The 13,580-nt window shown below is 70.7% G+C and carries 14 protein-coding genes; 8 read left to right on the top strand and 6 right to left on the bottom strand.

The features are described 5' to 3' along the window. The first annotated feature begins 19 nt into the window (after positions 1-19). A complete protein-coding gene (locus AAC691_RS19315; protein ID WP_342628129.1) occupies positions 20-400 on the top strand; it encodes a hypothetical protein in 381 nt (126 codons plus the stop codon). A gap of 49 nt (positions 401-449) precedes the next feature. Here AAC691_RS19315 and AAC691_RS19310 read toward each other — a convergent pair whose 3' ends face one another. Then, the gene (locus AAC691_RS19310) at positions 450-1,433 is read right to left on the bottom strand and encodes an aldo/keto reductase (protein WP_323990183.1); all 984 of its coding nucleotides are present in this window, start codon (positions 1,431-1,433) and stop codon (positions 450-452) included. A gap of 90 nt (positions 1,434-1,523) precedes the next feature. On the opposite strand from AAC691_RS19310, the gene AAC691_RS19305 reads away from it, so the two are divergent. After that, positions 1,524-1,676, top strand: coding sequence for a hypothetical protein (locus AAC691_RS19305; protein WP_176640641.1), 153 nt, complete (start codon positions 1,524-1,526; stop codon positions 1,674-1,676). A gap of 135 nt (positions 1,677-1,811) precedes the next feature. Continuing rightward, the gene (locus AAC691_RS19300) at positions 1,812-2,726 is read left to right on the top strand and encodes a DUF2272 domain-containing protein (protein ID WP_323990181.1); all 915 of its coding nucleotides are present in this window, start codon (positions 1,812-1,814) and stop codon (positions 2,724-2,726) included. A 51-nt stretch (positions 2,727-2,777) separates the two neighbouring features. Here the strand turns inward: AAC691_RS19300 and AAC691_RS19295 are convergent, their stop codons facing one another. After that, positions 2,778-3,185, bottom strand: coding sequence for a rhodanese-like domain-containing protein (locus AAC691_RS19295; protein WP_323990179.1), 408 nt, complete (start codon positions 3,183-3,185; stop codon positions 2,778-2,780). A gap of 79 nt (positions 3,186-3,264) precedes the next feature. Here AAC691_RS19295 and AAC691_RS19290 point away from each other — a divergent pair, with 79 nt between their 5' ends. After that, positions 3,265-4,302: a cysteine synthase A gene (locus AAC691_RS19290; protein WP_342628128.1), complete on the top strand. Its 1,038-nt coding sequence runs from the start codon at positions 3,265-3,267 to the stop codon at positions 4,300-4,302. Here the strand turns inward: AAC691_RS19290 and AAC691_RS19285 are convergent. Together AAC691_RS19285 and AAC691_RS19280 are read right to left on the bottom strand one after the other, a co-directional pair. Beyond that, positions 4,244-5,545, bottom strand: a complete 1,302-nt coding sequence (locus AAC691_RS19285; protein WP_342628127.1) for an MFS transporter — start codon at positions 5,543-5,545, stop codon at positions 4,244-4,246. The genes AAC691_RS19290 and AAC691_RS19285 overlap by 59 nt on opposite strands. A gap of 103 nt (positions 5,546-5,648) precedes the next feature. Next, positions 5,649-6,455 (bottom strand): PRC-barrel domain-containing protein, encoded by an 807-nt coding sequence (locus tag AAC691_RS19280; RefSeq protein WP_342628126.1) that lies wholly within the window; start codon positions 6,453-6,455, stop codon positions 5,649-5,651. 137 nt (positions 6,456-6,592) lie between these two features. Between AAC691_RS19280 and AAC691_RS19275 the strand changes: the two genes are divergently transcribed. The 4 genes from AAC691_RS19275 to AAC691_RS19260 all read left to right on the top strand — a co-directional run bounded on the left by AAC691_RS19275 (position 6,593) and on the right by AAC691_RS19260 (position 10,672). Then, positions 6,593-7,312, top strand: coding sequence for a response regulator (locus tag AAC691_RS19275; RefSeq protein WP_176641690.1), 720 nt, complete (start codon positions 6,593-6,595; stop codon positions 7,310-7,312). Beyond that, complete coding sequence (locus AAC691_RS19270) at positions 7,296-8,828, top strand: ATP-binding protein (protein WP_408906021.1); 1,533 nt, start codon at positions 7,296-7,298, stop codon at positions 8,826-8,828. The genes AAC691_RS19275 and AAC691_RS19270 overlap by 17 nt, the downstream gene beginning before the upstream one ends. Positions 8,829-8,995: 167 nt before the next feature. Continuing rightward, positions 8,996-9,574 carry a YqaA family protein gene (locus AAC691_RS19265; RefSeq protein WP_342630276.1) on the top strand — a complete coding sequence of 193 codons (579 nt, stop codon included), beginning with the start codon at positions 8,996-8,998 and terminating at the stop codon, positions 9,572-9,574. Positions 9,575-9,685: 111 nt separating this feature from the next. Beyond that, positions 9,686-10,672, top strand: coding sequence for an SDR family oxidoreductase (locus AAC691_RS19260; protein ID WP_342628125.1), 987 nt, complete (start codon positions 9,686-9,688; stop codon positions 10,670-10,672). A 54-nt stretch (positions 10,673-10,726) separates the two neighbouring features. Here AAC691_RS19260 and AAC691_RS19255 read toward each other — a convergent pair whose 3' ends face one another. Together AAC691_RS19255 and AAC691_RS19250 are read right to left on the bottom strand one after the other, a co-directional pair. Next, the gene (locus AAC691_RS19255; protein ID WP_342628124.1) at positions 10,727-11,734 is read right to left on the bottom strand and encodes a 4-(cytidine 5'-diphospho)-2-C-methyl-D-erythritol kinase; all 1,008 of its coding nucleotides are present in this window, start codon (positions 11,732-11,734) and stop codon (positions 10,727-10,729) included. Continuing rightward, positions 11,688-13,472, bottom strand: a complete 1,785-nt coding sequence (locus AAC691_RS19250) for a tetratricopeptide repeat protein (RefSeq protein ID WP_342628123.1) — start codon at positions 13,470-13,472, stop codon at positions 11,688-11,690. The genes AAC691_RS19255 and AAC691_RS19250 overlap by 47 nt, the downstream gene beginning before the upstream one ends. Between the last annotated feature and the right edge of the window lie 108 nt (positions 13,473-13,580).

Genomic DNA, 13,580 nt, shown 5'->3' with positions numbered 1-13,580 from the left:
GACGCGGCCAGGAGAGAGAATGACCGTCATCGAACGCAAGCGGCCGCAGCGTCCGGCCATTCGCATCGCCGTTCCAGGCGTGGTCTTCGGCGCGATCCTCGCCGCGCTTGCGGGCCTTACGGATCCGGCGCAGGCCCGGCACAAGGAACATACGGTCTATGGTTCGGTCGGCGGCTACCAGGCCATCCTGGACCGCGACAGCGCCGAATATAAATCGGACGACGCCTTCTGCCAGACCGACGCCTCGGTTGCCGCCGCCCCGTCGGGATCGGCGCTGCAGGCGGGCGGCGGGGGCAACCAGTTCCGGCGGCTGCGCCAGAATTACGCCCGCTGCATGGAGAGCCGCGGCGCCTGGCAGCGCATCGAGACCCCGAAGCCGGGCGACCAGCCCGGCAATTGACGCGGCCGGCCGCGATCGCCGGCCGCGCCTTCCCGCATTCGGCCGGCGTTCAGCCGCCCGGCGGCGCCATGAATTCCGGCCCCACCGGGTCCGTGACATGGGTGGCCAGGATGCGGTCGATCTCGGCCTTGTCGTCGGCCGACAGATGCCAGCCGACCGCCTGATCGATTCCCGCGATCTGTTCGGGCTTGCGCGCGCCCCACAGCGCGATGGTCGGCCCCTGGTCGAGCACCCAGCGGACCGCCAGCGCCAGGACCGAACGGTCGAAACGCTGCCGCGCGAAATCCTGCAGCGCCGCGACGGCGGCCAGATACTGGGCGAAACGCGGGGCGCGGAATTTGGGGTCCACGCTGCGCAGGTCATCGGCATCGAAGCTGGTGTCGGCCGACATCCGCCCGGACAGCAGGCCGCGGCACAGCGGCCCATAGGCCAGCACCGCCAGGCCGTGCGCGACCGACCAGGGCAGGATATCGGCCTCGATCGCGCGTTCGAACAGGTTATAGGGCGGCTGGACCGCGGCCAAGGGTGCCACGGCGCGGAACTGTTCCATCTGCGCGACCGAGAAATTGCTGACGCCCAGCGCCAGGACCTTGCCCTCGCGATGCAGCCGTTCCAATTCGCGCGCGGTCTCGTCGACCGGCACCGCGGGGTCGGGCCAGTGGACCTGGTACAGGTCGATGCGGTCGGTGCGCAGCCGGCGCAGCGAATCCTCGATTTCCTGGCGGATGCGCGCAGGGGCGGCATTGCGGAAGGGCTTGCCGTCCTTCCAGTCCAGTCCGGCCTTGGTGGCGATCGCCACTGCGTCGCGCCGCCCGGCCAGGGCCTGGCCCACGATTTCCTCGGAATGGCCGAAACCATAGACCGGGGCGGTATCGATCAGATTGATGCCCAGATCCAGGGCCGCGTGGATCGTGGCGATGGCCTGCCGATCGTCGGGGCCGCCCCACATCCAGCCGCCGATCGCCCAGGTTCCCAGCGCGATTCGCGAAACGGGAACGGGAATGCCTGCAATGGCTAGGGTTTCCATCGGCATGGTTCTCTCCTTCGTATACTAATGCCCTGTCGTCCCCATCAAGGACCGGGACGGCGCTCCGGCCCGGCAACGCAGCGCCGGACGGACGCGATGGGCAGCAAGCAAAAAAAAGACCGGGGCGAGACCACCCCGGCCAAGTCTTTCCCTCGTATGCAAGTGACGGATAACCCGTCGCCCCCACTCGACGCCGATATCGCCGGAGGCTCAATAAAAAACGGTTTTAGTTATGTGCCGTTTTCGTGAAGCAGCCCGGCTTCCGCCCGGTTTCCGGTGAACGACACCCTTCCCCCGCCGGGCCGCGCGCCCTATGGGTAGGGTGCCGGCCCGTCCGCTCGCGGCGCCCGGCCCGCTGAACGGGGCACGCCGAATGGAGAGACAATGCCGCGCAAGACCGTCGTGATGGCGCCCCTGCTGTTGCTGGGCGCCTGCGCCAGCCAGCATCTTCCGTCCGCCCATCCGGCCAGCACGCCGACAGCCCAATATCCCAACGGCCAGGGCCCGCTGGCGGTGGACGAGCATGTTCCGGAATTCGCCACCCGCAATTTCGAGCCCTTCACCCGGCAGGACGTGGTGGCGATCGCCATGCGGGAATGGCGGCTGTTCGGCCGGCCGGTGGATGACGACGACCCCGAACAGCGGCCCGACCCGCAGACCCCGTCGGTCAAGCCCGAGCGCATGCCCGGCCTGTGGCAGCGCGTGGGCGAATATTGGTGGATCGGCCAGGACCCCGGGGAAACCGAGGTCGCCTGGACGGGCAAGCACACTGCCGGCGGCCACATCACCGATTTCGTCCATGACGGCTTCTATGCCTGGTCGGCGGCCTTCATCTCCTACGTCATGCGGGTGGCGGGGGCGAATGACCGCTTCGCCTATTCGCCCAACCATTCGACCTATATCAACGCCGCGGCGGCGGGGACGGAAAGCGGGGTGCGGGCACGCGACCCGGCGGCCTATGCCCCGGCGCTGGGCGACCTGATCTGTGTCGGGCGCGGCGCCAGCAAATCGGTGCGCTTCGCCGACCTGCCGACCCAGTACGGGTTTCCGGCCCATTGCGGCATCGTGGTCGCGACCGACCAGAATGGCCCGCCCTTCGGCCGCCAGATCAGCATCATCGGCGGCAATGTCGACGACGCGGTCACCCTGACGCACGTGCCGGTGGGGCCGGACGGCAGGCTGGCGGACGCAACCGGCCACAGCTACGACCCGCGCTATCCGTGGTGCGCCGTGCTGCAGGTGCTCTATGACGCGGATGCCGAGCCGCCGGACCTGGTGGACCCGCCGAAGCACGGCTGAACGGCGCGCCTGACCGCGCAACCTGACCGGGGAGCCTAGTCGCGGCCCGCTCTATCCCTGGCGCCAGGGCAGGCCCTCGGCCTTCCAGCCGGCCACGGCGCCGCGATGGCCCAACGCGTCGTGCGGCCCCTCGAATCCGTCGGCCACGTTGAAGACATGGGCGAATCCCGCCATGCGGGCCGCCATGGCCGCGGACCGGCTGCGCGCGCCCGACCGGCAGATGAAATAGATCTCGTCGTCCTCGGTCAGTCCGGCCTGCCGCAACTGCTCGACGAATCGGGGATTGGGCTGACCGCCCAGATACTGCCACGACAGCGGCAGGACCTGCTTGTCGATGCCGGCCAGGTCGGGCAGGCCCACGAACATCCATTCCGCCTCGGTGCGGACATCGACCAGCCGGGCGCGCCCGCGCTCCCTCAGGGCCGTCCAGCTATCGGCCGGCGTTACGTCCTCGATCATCTTGTTTCCCATCGCAAGAATGCACATTGTGCGCCGGAGCGCGCGAATCCCGCCTCAGTTGCAGAGAAGGTGCTGCCTTATGGCCGAAAGTGCAAACCCGTCCTCCGTCGGCTGGACCACGTCCTCGCCCACCATGACCGCGGCGATCGGCCATACGCCGCTGATCCGGCTGCGGCGCGCGTCGGACCTGACGGGATGCGAGATCCTGGGCAAGGCGGAGTTCATGAATCCCGGCGGCTCGGTCAAGGACCGCGCCGCGCTGGCGATCATCGACGATGCCGAGCGGCGCGGCCTGCTGAAGCCGGGCGGCACGGTGGTGGAAGGCACGGCGGGCAATACCGGCATCGGCCTGACCCTGGTGGCCAATGCGCGCGGCTATCGCTCGGTCATCGTGATGCCCGAGACGCAGAGCCAGGAGAAGATCGATTTCCTGCGCATGATCGGGGCCGATCTGCGCCTGGTCCCCGCCAAGCCCTATCGCGATCCGGGCAACTACGTCCATGTCTCGCGCCGCCTGGCCGAGGAGACCGGCGGCGTGTGGGCCAACCAGTTCGACAACGTCGCCAACCGCGAGGGGCATCGCGCCACCACCGGGCGCGAGATCTGGAACCAGACGGACGGGCATATCGACGCCTTCACCTGCTCCTGCGGCACCGGGGGCACATTGGCCGGCGTGGCGCTGGGCCTGGCCGATTGCGCCGCGGCCGCAGGGCGCGCGCGGCCGCAAATCGTCCTGGCCGACCCCGAGGGATCGGGCCTGTACGGCTGGGTGAAGGCCAACGACCTGGGCATCGCCGGCAATTCCATCACCGAAGGGATCGGCCAGTCGCGGGTGACCGCCAACCTGGACGGCATCGCCATCGACGACGCCGAGCGCGTGCCCGACCCCGAGGCCCTGGACCTGATCTACGACCTGCTGATCCATGAGGGCCTGTCGGTCGGCGGATCGTCCGGCATCAATGTCGCCGCGGCGATCCGGGTGGCGCGGCGCCTCGGCCCGGGCCACCGGATCGTCACCATCCTGGCGGACGGCGGCAGCCGCTATCAGTCCAAGCTGTTCAATCCGTCCTTCCTGCGGGAACGGAACCTGCCGGTTCCCGCCTGGCTGGATCGCTGAGCGACGCGGCCGGCGCCCCGTTCCGGTGCCTGGTGTCGCCCATCAGCAGCCAGACCAGCAGCACGCAGACCAGCCCCGCCGCCGCCAGCAGTACGAACGCCAGCGGCGGCGAACGGTCGGCGACGGTGCCGGCCAGGGTGGTCGAGAAACTGGCCCCCGCCCCCATGGCCAGGCCCAGGATGCCCATGCACAGATTGAACCGCCCGCTGACCCGCGTCAGGTCGGCGGCGACCAGCGGCATCATGACCCCGAACGACGCCGAACTGATCCCGTCCAGGAGCTGAATCGCCACGATCAGATAGGGATTGGTCGTCGTGGCCAGCAGGGCGGCGCGCAACGGCAGGGCCGCGAAAGTGACCAGCATCACCGGGCGGCGGCCGATCGTCTCGGCCAGCCGGCCGACATGCGGCGACAGGACGGCGCCGACCAGTTGCGGCAGCAGGATGCACGCGGCGATGACGATTTCGGCGATATTGCCCGCATCCTTCGTCACCTGCCCGGCCGCCAGCGACAGGATGCCGGCGTTGGAAAGATGGAAGAACGCGACGCAGACGGCGAACGAGAACAGCCGCCGGTCCCGCAGCAGATCCCAAACCCGTCCCATCTCGCGCGGGGCGCGCTCCCCCTCGGCCAGGGCCGCCGTGTTGACCGAGGCCGCGGGCTCGGTGCGCTCGATCATCATCAGCGCCAGCAATCCCGGCACCGCCAGGGCGGCGCCGAGGAAGAACGTGGCCTGGGGCGACACCCAGTAGCCCACCGCCCCCATCAGGCCGGCGGCGATCGCGTTGCCCACCGCCGCGAAGCTGGCATTGCGGCCGAACCGCTCGCCCAGCAGGCCGACGCCGGCGCCGGCCGAGCGGGCGATCTGCGTCGCGACGACCGCCAGCGTGATCGCGCTGATCGCCGGGTTGAGCGTGCAGCTCGCCAGGCCGTGCAGGATCTCCGCCACCGCGACCGGCATCTGCTGCGGAAACAGCGCCAGCAGCAGGCATGAGAAGATCACGGCCAGGATCGACAATCCGGCCACGCGGTGCTTGTCGCGCAGCCGGTCGACCAGCATGCCGGCCGGCACCTGACTGACCATCGCGGTGACCGAACCGATGCTCAGCACCACGCCGATCTGTCCCTGGGTCCAGTGGGCGCCGGTCAGGTAGACGGCGATGAACGACCCGAAGGCGGCCTGCAGATTCGCAACGAAGAAATTCAGCCCGTCCAGCCCACGCTGGCTATTGCGTGGAAACACCCTCACGCAGGCCCGCCCCCGGGACGCGGCGCATCGCACCCCGGACCATGAAGACCCCGGCCGGAAGACCCCCGGCCACGGTATGGATATGGATGGACCATGATCATCGCGCCATCAGCCCCGCATGCGGCGACGCGGGGCGCGTTTCGGCCGGCGCGTCGCCCCGGCTGCCCTGACCGGCGGAATCGGGCAGCAGCGGCGGCGCCGGCTGGGGCTGGGCCTCGACCGAGACCGGCGGCGGCTCGGCGTCGGCCGGCGCCGAGGCGGCCGGAGCGGCCGGCGGCGGTGGCGGCGGCCCGTGCACCACCGTCACGTTCATCGAGGACGCGTCATAGGACGGCGCCGAACGGACCTCGGCCGCGCTGAGGCGCAGCTTCACCGGGCTCTTCTCCGTCATGCCGCCCAGCACGAACTGGTCCCAGGCGATGGCGACGCGCCGGTTGCCCACCCCCATGAAGCCGCCGACATCCACCACCGCCGCCGCGGGATGGCCGTCCTGGTCCAGCAGCACGTCGATCACCTGGCCCACATGGCTGCCGTCGGGCGCCACGACCTCGCGATCGATCAGGCTGCCCAGATGCCGGTTGGCCAGGCTCGTCACGCCGGCGGGCCGGGCCGGCGCCGCCGCCGGCCGCGCGACCGGCAGGGCGGGCCCCGCCAGTTCGGGCTCGTCGCCCGTATTCATGTCGCGCGCCGCGTCGCCCAGGAAGAAATCGTCCGGCAGCGGGGCCCCGACGACCGGATTGCCCACAAGAGCCCCGGGCGAACCGCCGGCCGGCAGCGCGGGGCCGGCGGCATCGGCAGGCCCGGCCGGCAGCGTAAAGGCGCCCAGCAGCACGCCGCACGCGACCGCCAGACATACGAAACGGCCGGACGGACGCACGGCCGGGGACAGGGGGCGAGATTCCATGCCCCATACCTGCACGAACTCGGCCGTGCTGTCACAGGCTTCGACGCATCGGCGCCGGTTTTTCGTCCCACGTCCCCATTGCAACCGAATGAAACACCGGATGTCGGCGGCCGCGATTTGGCGATAGGATGACAGGCATGGAATTTCTGCCGCATATCCTGGTCGTCGATGACGATCGTGAAATCCGCGACCTTCTGGCCCGCTTCCTGGAACGCAACCAGTTCCGCGTCACCACCGCCCGCGACGGGCGCGAGACCCGCAAGGCATGGCAGGCCGGCCATTACCAGTTGATCGTCCTGGACCTGATGCTGCCGGGCGAGAGCGGGCTGGAACTGGCGCGCTGGCTGCGCAGCCAGGCCAATGTGCCGATCATCATGCTGACCGCCATGGGCGAGGAGACGGACCGGATCATCGGGCTGGAACTGGGGGCCGACGATTACGTGCCCAAGCCCTTCAATCCCCGCGAATTGCTGGCGCGCATCCGCGCCGTGCTCCGCCGCAGCGGCGAGACGCCCGAGTCCAGGACCGCCATTGAGCAGCGGAACCTGCATTTTTCCGGCTGGACGCTGGAGCAGTCGCGCCGGCGGCTGCTGAACCCGGACGGGACCGAAGTACCGCTGACCGGCGGGGAATACGACCTGCTGATGGCGCTGCTGGACCGCGCCAACCGGGTGCTGACCCGCGACATGCTGTTCGACCTGCTGCGCGGGCGTCAGGCGGGGCCGTTCGACCGGGCGATCGACGTGGCGATCAGCCGGCTGCGCCGCAAGCTGGAGGATAACGGGCGCAACGCGCAGCTTATCAAGACGGTGCGGGGCGGCGGCTATGTCCTGGCATCCGATGTCGAGCGCTATTGATGCCTCCGTTATTGATGCCCCGGTCGATTCCGGCGGCGTGCCGCGCATGATGGAGCCGGCGGCGTCCGGCGCCACGCCCGACGGCCCCGCGGCGCGGCGCGGCCGGCTGCGGCGGATCGCCGACTGGCTGCGCCCCCGGTCGCTGGCCGCGCGGACCAGCCTGCTGCTGATCGTCGGACTGGGCGTGATCGAGGCGATCGGGCTGACGATCCATGCGCTGGACCGGATCGATTTCGACCGCCGCATGGTCCAGCAGGAGACCCAGAACCGGGTCGGCATGATCTATCGTTCGATCGTCGAGACGCCGCCGGCCGACCGCGCGGCGGAACTGGACGCGCTGCACCTGCCGCCCAGCTTCCGCGCGACGCTCAGTCCCGGGCCCGAACCCGACATGATCGACCAGGCTGTGGACAACCCCCCGGCGGCGGACCGGATGCGCATGTCGTGGCTGGCCTTCATGCACACGCGTGAGAATATTCCGCCGCTGCCGCCGCATCTGCGGCCCCGGCACGTGCTGTTCAGCGCCCAGCGGGGCACGCCCGGACGGGCCGTGGCCTTCCTGCTGCCGGACGAGACGCGCTGGCTGACCATCCATTACACGATGCCGCCGCCCAACCCGTTCCGTTCGCCGACCTTTCCCACCGCCTTCCTGCTGATGACGGTGGCGGGCAGCATCCTGATCGTCTGGGGGGTACGGCGGCTGGTGGCGCCGGTGGGCACGCTGGCCGCGGCGGCCGAGGCGCTGGGCCGCGACGTGAACGCGCCGCCACTGCCCGAGGACGGACCGCTGGAAATCGCGCGCGCCGGCCGGGCCTTCAACACCATGGCCAGCCGCATCCGGCGCTTCCTGACCGACCGTACCCTGCTGCTGACCGCGATCGGCCATGATCTGCGCACCCCGATCACCCGGCTGAAGCTGCGGTCGGAATTCATCGAGGATGACGATCTGCGCGCGAAATTCCTGATGGACCTGGACGAGCTGGAATCGATGGTCTCGGCCACCCTGGCCTTCGGCCGGGACACGTCGCGGCGCGAACCGATGGGCAAGCTGGACCTGACGGCGCTGCTGCAGACCATCCTGGACGAGGCGGCGGAAATGCACCCCGATATCGCCGATGCGATCGGCTTCGGCGCCGAACCGCCGGCGGTGACGATCCATGCCCGCCCGGTCGGCCTGAAGCGCGCATTGAACAACCTGGTGGTCAACGCCGTCACCTATGGCCACGGGGTGCGGGTCACGCTGCTGCCGCCGCGCCCGTCCGAGGCGGGCGAGACCCGCGGCGAGATGGTGACGACCATCCTGATCGAGGATGACGGGCCGGGCCTGCCGCCCGAGGATCTCGAACGGATGTTCGAACCCTTCGTGCGGGCCGAATCCAGCCGCAACCGCGAAACCGGCGGCACCGGGCTGGGCCTGGCGATCGCGCGCAACATCATCTGGGGCCTGGGCGGGGATATCCGGCTGGGCAACCGCGCCCCGCACGGGTTGCGCGTCACCGTGACCCTGGTGTGCTGACGCGGCGCCGACCCAAGGCAGTCAAATCCCCAGCGGCCCGATTTCCACACGATCGCGCCAGCACGCCGGACGCGTCTTGCCGCCGCCGGTCCGGGCATGGCATTGCCACAAAGACCCGTGCCCGCATGCCGCGGCGCCCGACCGAACACCCGACCAGGCGGCCCGAGATGCTCGATCGACTTTATGCCCGCGCCCTGACCCTCGCGGCCAGTCCGCATGCGCCCTTGTGGCTGGCGGCGGTCTCGTTCGCCGAGGCCAGCGTCTTCCCCCTGCCGCCGGACGTGCTGCTGATCCCGATGGTGCTGTCGCATCGCGACCGCGCCTGGGCGCTGGCGGGGCTGTGCACTGTGGCCAGCGTCTGCGGCGGGCTGCTGGGCTGGTATATCGGCGCCTTCCTGCTGCAGCACGTGGCGATGCCGATCGTGCATTTCTATCATGCCGAAGACCGGCTGGCGGCGATGCAGGAGCAGTTCCGCCACTGGGGCGTCTGGATCATCCTGGTCAAGGGCCTGACCCCGATCCCGTTCAAGATCGTGACCATCGCCAGCGGGGCGGCGCATTTCCCGATCGTGCCCTTCCTGCTGGCCAGCCTGGTCACGCGCGGCATGCGCTTCTTTTTGGTCGCCGGGCTGCTGCGGGCCTATGGCGCGCCGATCCAGACCTTCATCGAACAGCGCCTGACCCTGGTCGCCTCGGCCTTCGGCCTGGTTCTGGTAGGCGGCTTCGTCGCGCTGAAATATCTCTGAAGCCACGCCTCGAAAGCCGCGCCTCGCCCTGGGCGCCAGGCGGCTTGCGGCGCGGCGAATCCCGGCGCAAACACGGCGGGCACGTGATCGTCAGCCCGGAGCCATCCAGACATGCCCCACCAGGTCGCCGTCATTACCGGAGCCGGCGCCGGAATCGGCCGCGCCACGGCCCGCACCCTGGCCCGCGCCGGATGCGACGTCGCACTGATCGGCCGCGATTCCGACCGGCTGGAGGCCGCGGCGGCGGAACTGGCGGAACTGCATGTCCGCGCCATGGCCGTGACCGCCGACGTCGCCGACGCGGCCGCCCTGGACCGCGCCGCCGAATCGATCGAATCCCGCCTGGGCCCCATCACGCTATGGGTGAATTGCGCCGGCGCCGACGTCTGCGGCCAGTTCGTCACCCTGCCGCCCGCGGACATCCGGCGCGCGACCGAGGTCACCTATCTGGGCACGGTCCACGGCACGCAGGCCGCGCTGACCCGCATGCGGCGGCGGGGCTGCGGCACCATCGTCAATCTGGCCGCGCTGTCCCTGCCGCTGCCGTTGCGCGCGGTCGAAAGCGGCGCCAGGGCGGCGATCCGCGCCTTTACCGAAAGCCTGCGGCCGGAAATCCTGCGCGACGGCGACCGGATCCACCTGGCGCTGGTGCATCTGCCGGCGATCAACACCCCGCGCTTCTCCTGGACCCGCAACCATACCGGCAAGCGCCTGAAGCCGACCGCGCCGGTCTATGAACCCGAAATCGCCGCCGAGGCGATCAGCCGCGCCGCGTTCGGGCGGCATCGCGATGTCCGGGTCGGGCTTTCGGGGCTGGGGCGCCGCGCGGCGGGGCTGCTGGTCCCGTCTCTGATGGACCGGCGCCAATCGCTCCATGCCTATGCAAGGCAATTGGAAAAGGACGCCGCCGAAGCCGACGCGCCCGACAATCTGTTCGCCCCGGTGACCGGGGCCTATGCCGCGCATGGCCGGTTCGACCTGGACGTGCGCAAGACCATGCCGATCCTGGTCACCACCACGATTCGCAGCGTCCTGGCCGGGGCCGCGCTGGCGGCCGGGCTGGGCGTGCTGGCGGCGGCCATTCGGCGCCGCGCCTGACGCCTTCCCTCCGGCGGTCAGGTCATCATCCAGCGGCCAGCCGAAAGCGGGGCATCACGCCGTCACCCGCTGATCGGCCGGCGCATGCAGCCCGCCGGCCCATACCCACCAGCCGGGCCGGCGCACCGCGTCCCGGGCGTCCCGCGCCGCCTGGGGGGTGTCGAACAGGGCGAAGCAGGTGGCGCCCGAGCCGCTCATCCGCGCCAGGCGGCAGCCCGGCGCGGTCTCCAGCACCTGCAGCACCGTGCGGATGGTCGGGCAGATCATGCAGGCGGCATCCTGCAAATCGTTCGTCAGGGCCGCCAGGTCGCGCACCATGGCCGCTACGTCGTGCCAGGCGGCCGGCAGGGCGGCCGGAGGCGTGAAATGCGGCGCGCGCGCGCGAAAGACCGCCGGGGTGGCGACGGCCTCGCCGCAATTGACCAGCATCAGGCCGCAGGCCGGCAGGGCCGGCGCGGGGCCCAGCCTCTCGCCGACGCCGCCCATCCGGGCCGGAAGCTGATCGATGCAGACCGGGACGTCGGCGCCCAGTTCGACGGCCAGGGCCATCAGCCGCTCGCGCGTCGGCGCGCGGCCGGGCCAGGCCCGCAGCAGCAGGCGCAGCGCCGCCGCCGCGTCGGCCGAACCGCCGCCGATGCCCGACGCCACCGGCAGGTTCTTTTCCAGCACGATCCGCACCGGCGCCAGCAGATCCGTATCGTCCAGTTCGGCACGCAGCAGCCGGGCGGCGCGCAGGATCAGGTTGCTGTCGCCGTCGGCGACCAGGCCGGCGCCGAACGGGCCGGTGATATCCAGGCCGACCGCCCCCGGTCTTCCTATCTCCGGTCTTCCTATCTCCGGTCTTCCTGTCTCCGGTCTTCTCTGGGCAGGATGCAGGCTCAGCACGTCGCCCGCGTCGGCGAAAACCACCAGGCTGTCCAGCAGGTGATAGCCGTCCGGACGCCGCCCCGTGACATGCAGATAGAGATTGATCTTGGCGTGGGCGGATTCGTGCAACGGGCCAATCACGGTCGGTTCAGTCCTTCTTCCGGTCCGCGCGGCCCTGGCCGGCGGACACGTCATGGCCCTCGCGGGCCGCATCGGCCAGGGCCGCGCGGATCTTTCGCGCGTCCGAGGGCTCGGCGGGCAACAACTGGGCCACGTGCCATTGATTGACAGCCTCCAGCTTGCGGCCCGATTTCCAATAGGCGACGCCCAGGTGGTAATTGACCGCCGGGTCCTCGGGCGTCTGCTCGGCGGCGCGTTCCAGCAGGCCGAGCCCTTCGGCCACCCGGCCCCGGCACACCAGGACCCAGCCCAGACTGTCACGAATCGCCGCATCCTGCGGGTCGATCGCGACCGCGCGGCGCAGCATGGTTTCGGCCCTGGGCAGGTTGCTGCCGCGCTCGGCCAAGGAATATCCCAGGTAATTCAGCAGGATCGCCTCGTTCGGCGCCAGGTCCAGCGCATGTTGCAGGTCCGCCTGCGCCTGGGGCCAGCGATCGGCGCGATCCAGGGCCACGGCACGGCCGAACAGCAGCGTCCAGTCGTCGCCCGACAGACGCCCCCGGGCGGCGACAGCGCGGCTGTAGGACTCGATCGCCCCCGGCCAGTCCTGGCGCGCCGACTGCACGTCGCCCAGCACCTGCCATAGCTGGGATTGCCCGGGCTGGGCCCGGACCAGGTCGTGCAGGATGCGCGCGGCGTCGTCCGCCCTGCCGGTGGCCGCGTCCAGCCGCGCCTGCTGCACCCGGATGACCGTCCCCAGCGGATCGGACGACGCGGCCTGCGCGATGGTGTCGCGGGCGGCGGCGGCCTGCCCGGCATCATATTGCAGCGCCGACAGCATCAGGCGCGCCTGGCCGAAGGCCGGATCCAGGGTCAGCGCGAAACGCAGCAGCAGCATGCGCAGGTCACGCAGCCCCGCCACCCGCGCGTCCTGGCCGGGAGGATCGGGCAGGCGCTCGGCTTCCTGGCCGATCAGGGCGGACAGGAAAGCATAGGCCTGGGCGATTCCCTGGCGCGGGGTGGCGGCGGGCGTCCGGGCGAGCGACGCGACGATCCCGTCTTTGGCCAGGGACAAGGCGGGGATGGACACGGCCAGCCGGTCGACCAGTTGCAGGGCCTGGGCCCGGCGGCCCTGACCGACCAGCCAATGGCCCACGGCCCGGGTGGAGAACAGGTCATGCCCGGGCGACGCGGCCAGGGCGGCGCGGAAATAGGCATCGGCCCGGACATGCAGGCCGGCGGCATCGGCGATCAGCGCGGCATGCACCGCATAATACCCGCCCAGTGACCGGTCCGCGGTCCAGGGATCGAGCACCGACAGCGCGCGGCCGGCATCGCCGCTGCCCAGCAGCGTCCAGGCCTGTAGAATCGGCCGGATGACCGCCAGCATCGCGTTGCGCGGCGCGCGGTCGTAATGCGCCTGCGCGTCCGCCCAGCGCCCCGCCAGCAGCGCGTCGTCGCCCATCACCAGTTCGGCCATCAACTGCCCGGGCAGGCGGGCCGCCAGGCCGGCCGCCGCCGAATCGCCGGCCAGCGCGCTATACAGAAAGGCCTGCTGCAAGAGGACCGGACGCGCCGGGTCGAGGCGATAGGCCTGGCGGAACGCCACGCCCGCGACGGCATCGTCGCCTTCCATCGCCGCGACGGTGCCGACGAGGAACGCGCCCGACAGCCCGTCCGGCCAGAGCGGCGTCGATGGAAACGGCACCGGGGCGACGGACGCGGCCGCCCGCGCCCCGCAAAAGGAAAACGGCACGGCGAGCGGCATCACGGTGGCCAGCATGGCCGTGCATACGAGGCGAAAACGCTGCATGATGGCGGACCCTACCCTGCGTCGGGTAAACTGCCAAACGCCGCCCCGGACGCCGCCCGGACGCCACCCCGGCCGACGGCCAGGGACACTCACCCCGTGCGGAAGGCT

This window comes from Nguyenibacter vanlangensis (assembly GCF_038719015.1).
GTDB lineage: Bacteria > Pseudomonadota > Alphaproteobacteria > Acetobacterales > Acetobacteraceae > Gluconacetobacter > Gluconacetobacter vanlangensis.
This window is presented reverse-complemented; position numbering and strand designations above follow the sequence as displayed.

Excerpts from the sequence above, each read along its gene's own strand:
- AAC691_RS19255 (WP_342628124.1), bottom strand. The coding sequence starts at position 11,734 with ATGACGTGTCCGCCGGCCAGGGCCGCGCGGACCGGAAGAAGGACTGAA.
- AAC691_RS19280 (WP_342628126.1), bottom strand. The coding sequence starts at position 6,455 with ATGGAATCTCGCCCCCTGTCCCCGGCCGTGCGTCCGTCCGGCCGTTTC.
- AAC691_RS19310 (WP_323990183.1), bottom strand. The coding sequence starts at position 1,433 with ATGCCGATGGAAACCCTAGCCATTGCAGGCATTCCCGTTCCCGTTTCG.
- AAC691_RS19290 (WP_342628128.1), top strand. The coding sequence starts at position 3,265 with ATGGCCGAAAGTGCAAACCCGTCCTCCGTCGGCTGGACCACGTCCTCG.
- AAC691_RS19250 (WP_342628123.1), bottom strand. The coding sequence starts at position 13,472 with ATGCAGCGTTTTCGCCTCGTATGCACGGCCATGCTGGCCACCGTGATG.
- AAC691_RS19300 (WP_323990181.1), top strand. The coding sequence starts at position 1,812 with ATGCCGCGCAAGACCGTCGTGATGGCGCCCCTGCTGTTGCTGGGCGCC.
- AAC691_RS19270 (WP_408906021.1), top strand. The coding sequence starts at position 7,296 with ATGTCGAGCGCTATTGATGCCTCCGTTATTGATGCCCCGGTCGATTCC.
- AAC691_RS19260 (WP_342628125.1), top strand. The coding sequence starts at position 9,686 with ATGCCCCACCAGGTCGCCGTCATTACCGGAGCCGGCGCCGGAATCGGC.
- AAC691_RS19305 (WP_176640641.1), top strand. The coding sequence starts at position 1,524 with ATGGGCAGCAAGCAAAAAAAAGACCGGGGCGAGACCACCCCGGCCAAG.
- AAC691_RS19315 (WP_342628129.1), top strand. The coding sequence starts at position 20 with ATGACCGTCATCGAACGCAAGCGGCCGCAGCGTCCGGCCATTCGCATC.
- AAC691_RS19295 (WP_323990179.1), bottom strand. The coding sequence starts at position 3,185 with ATGATCGAGGACGTAACGCCGGCCGATAGCTGGACGGCCCTGAGGGAG.
- AAC691_RS19275 (WP_176641690.1), top strand. The coding sequence starts at position 6,593 with ATGGAATTTCTGCCGCATATCCTGGTCGTCGATGACGATCGTGAAATC.
- AAC691_RS19265 (WP_342630276.1), top strand. The coding sequence starts at position 8,996 with ATGCTCGATCGACTTTATGCCCGCGCCCTGACCCTCGCGGCCAGTCCG.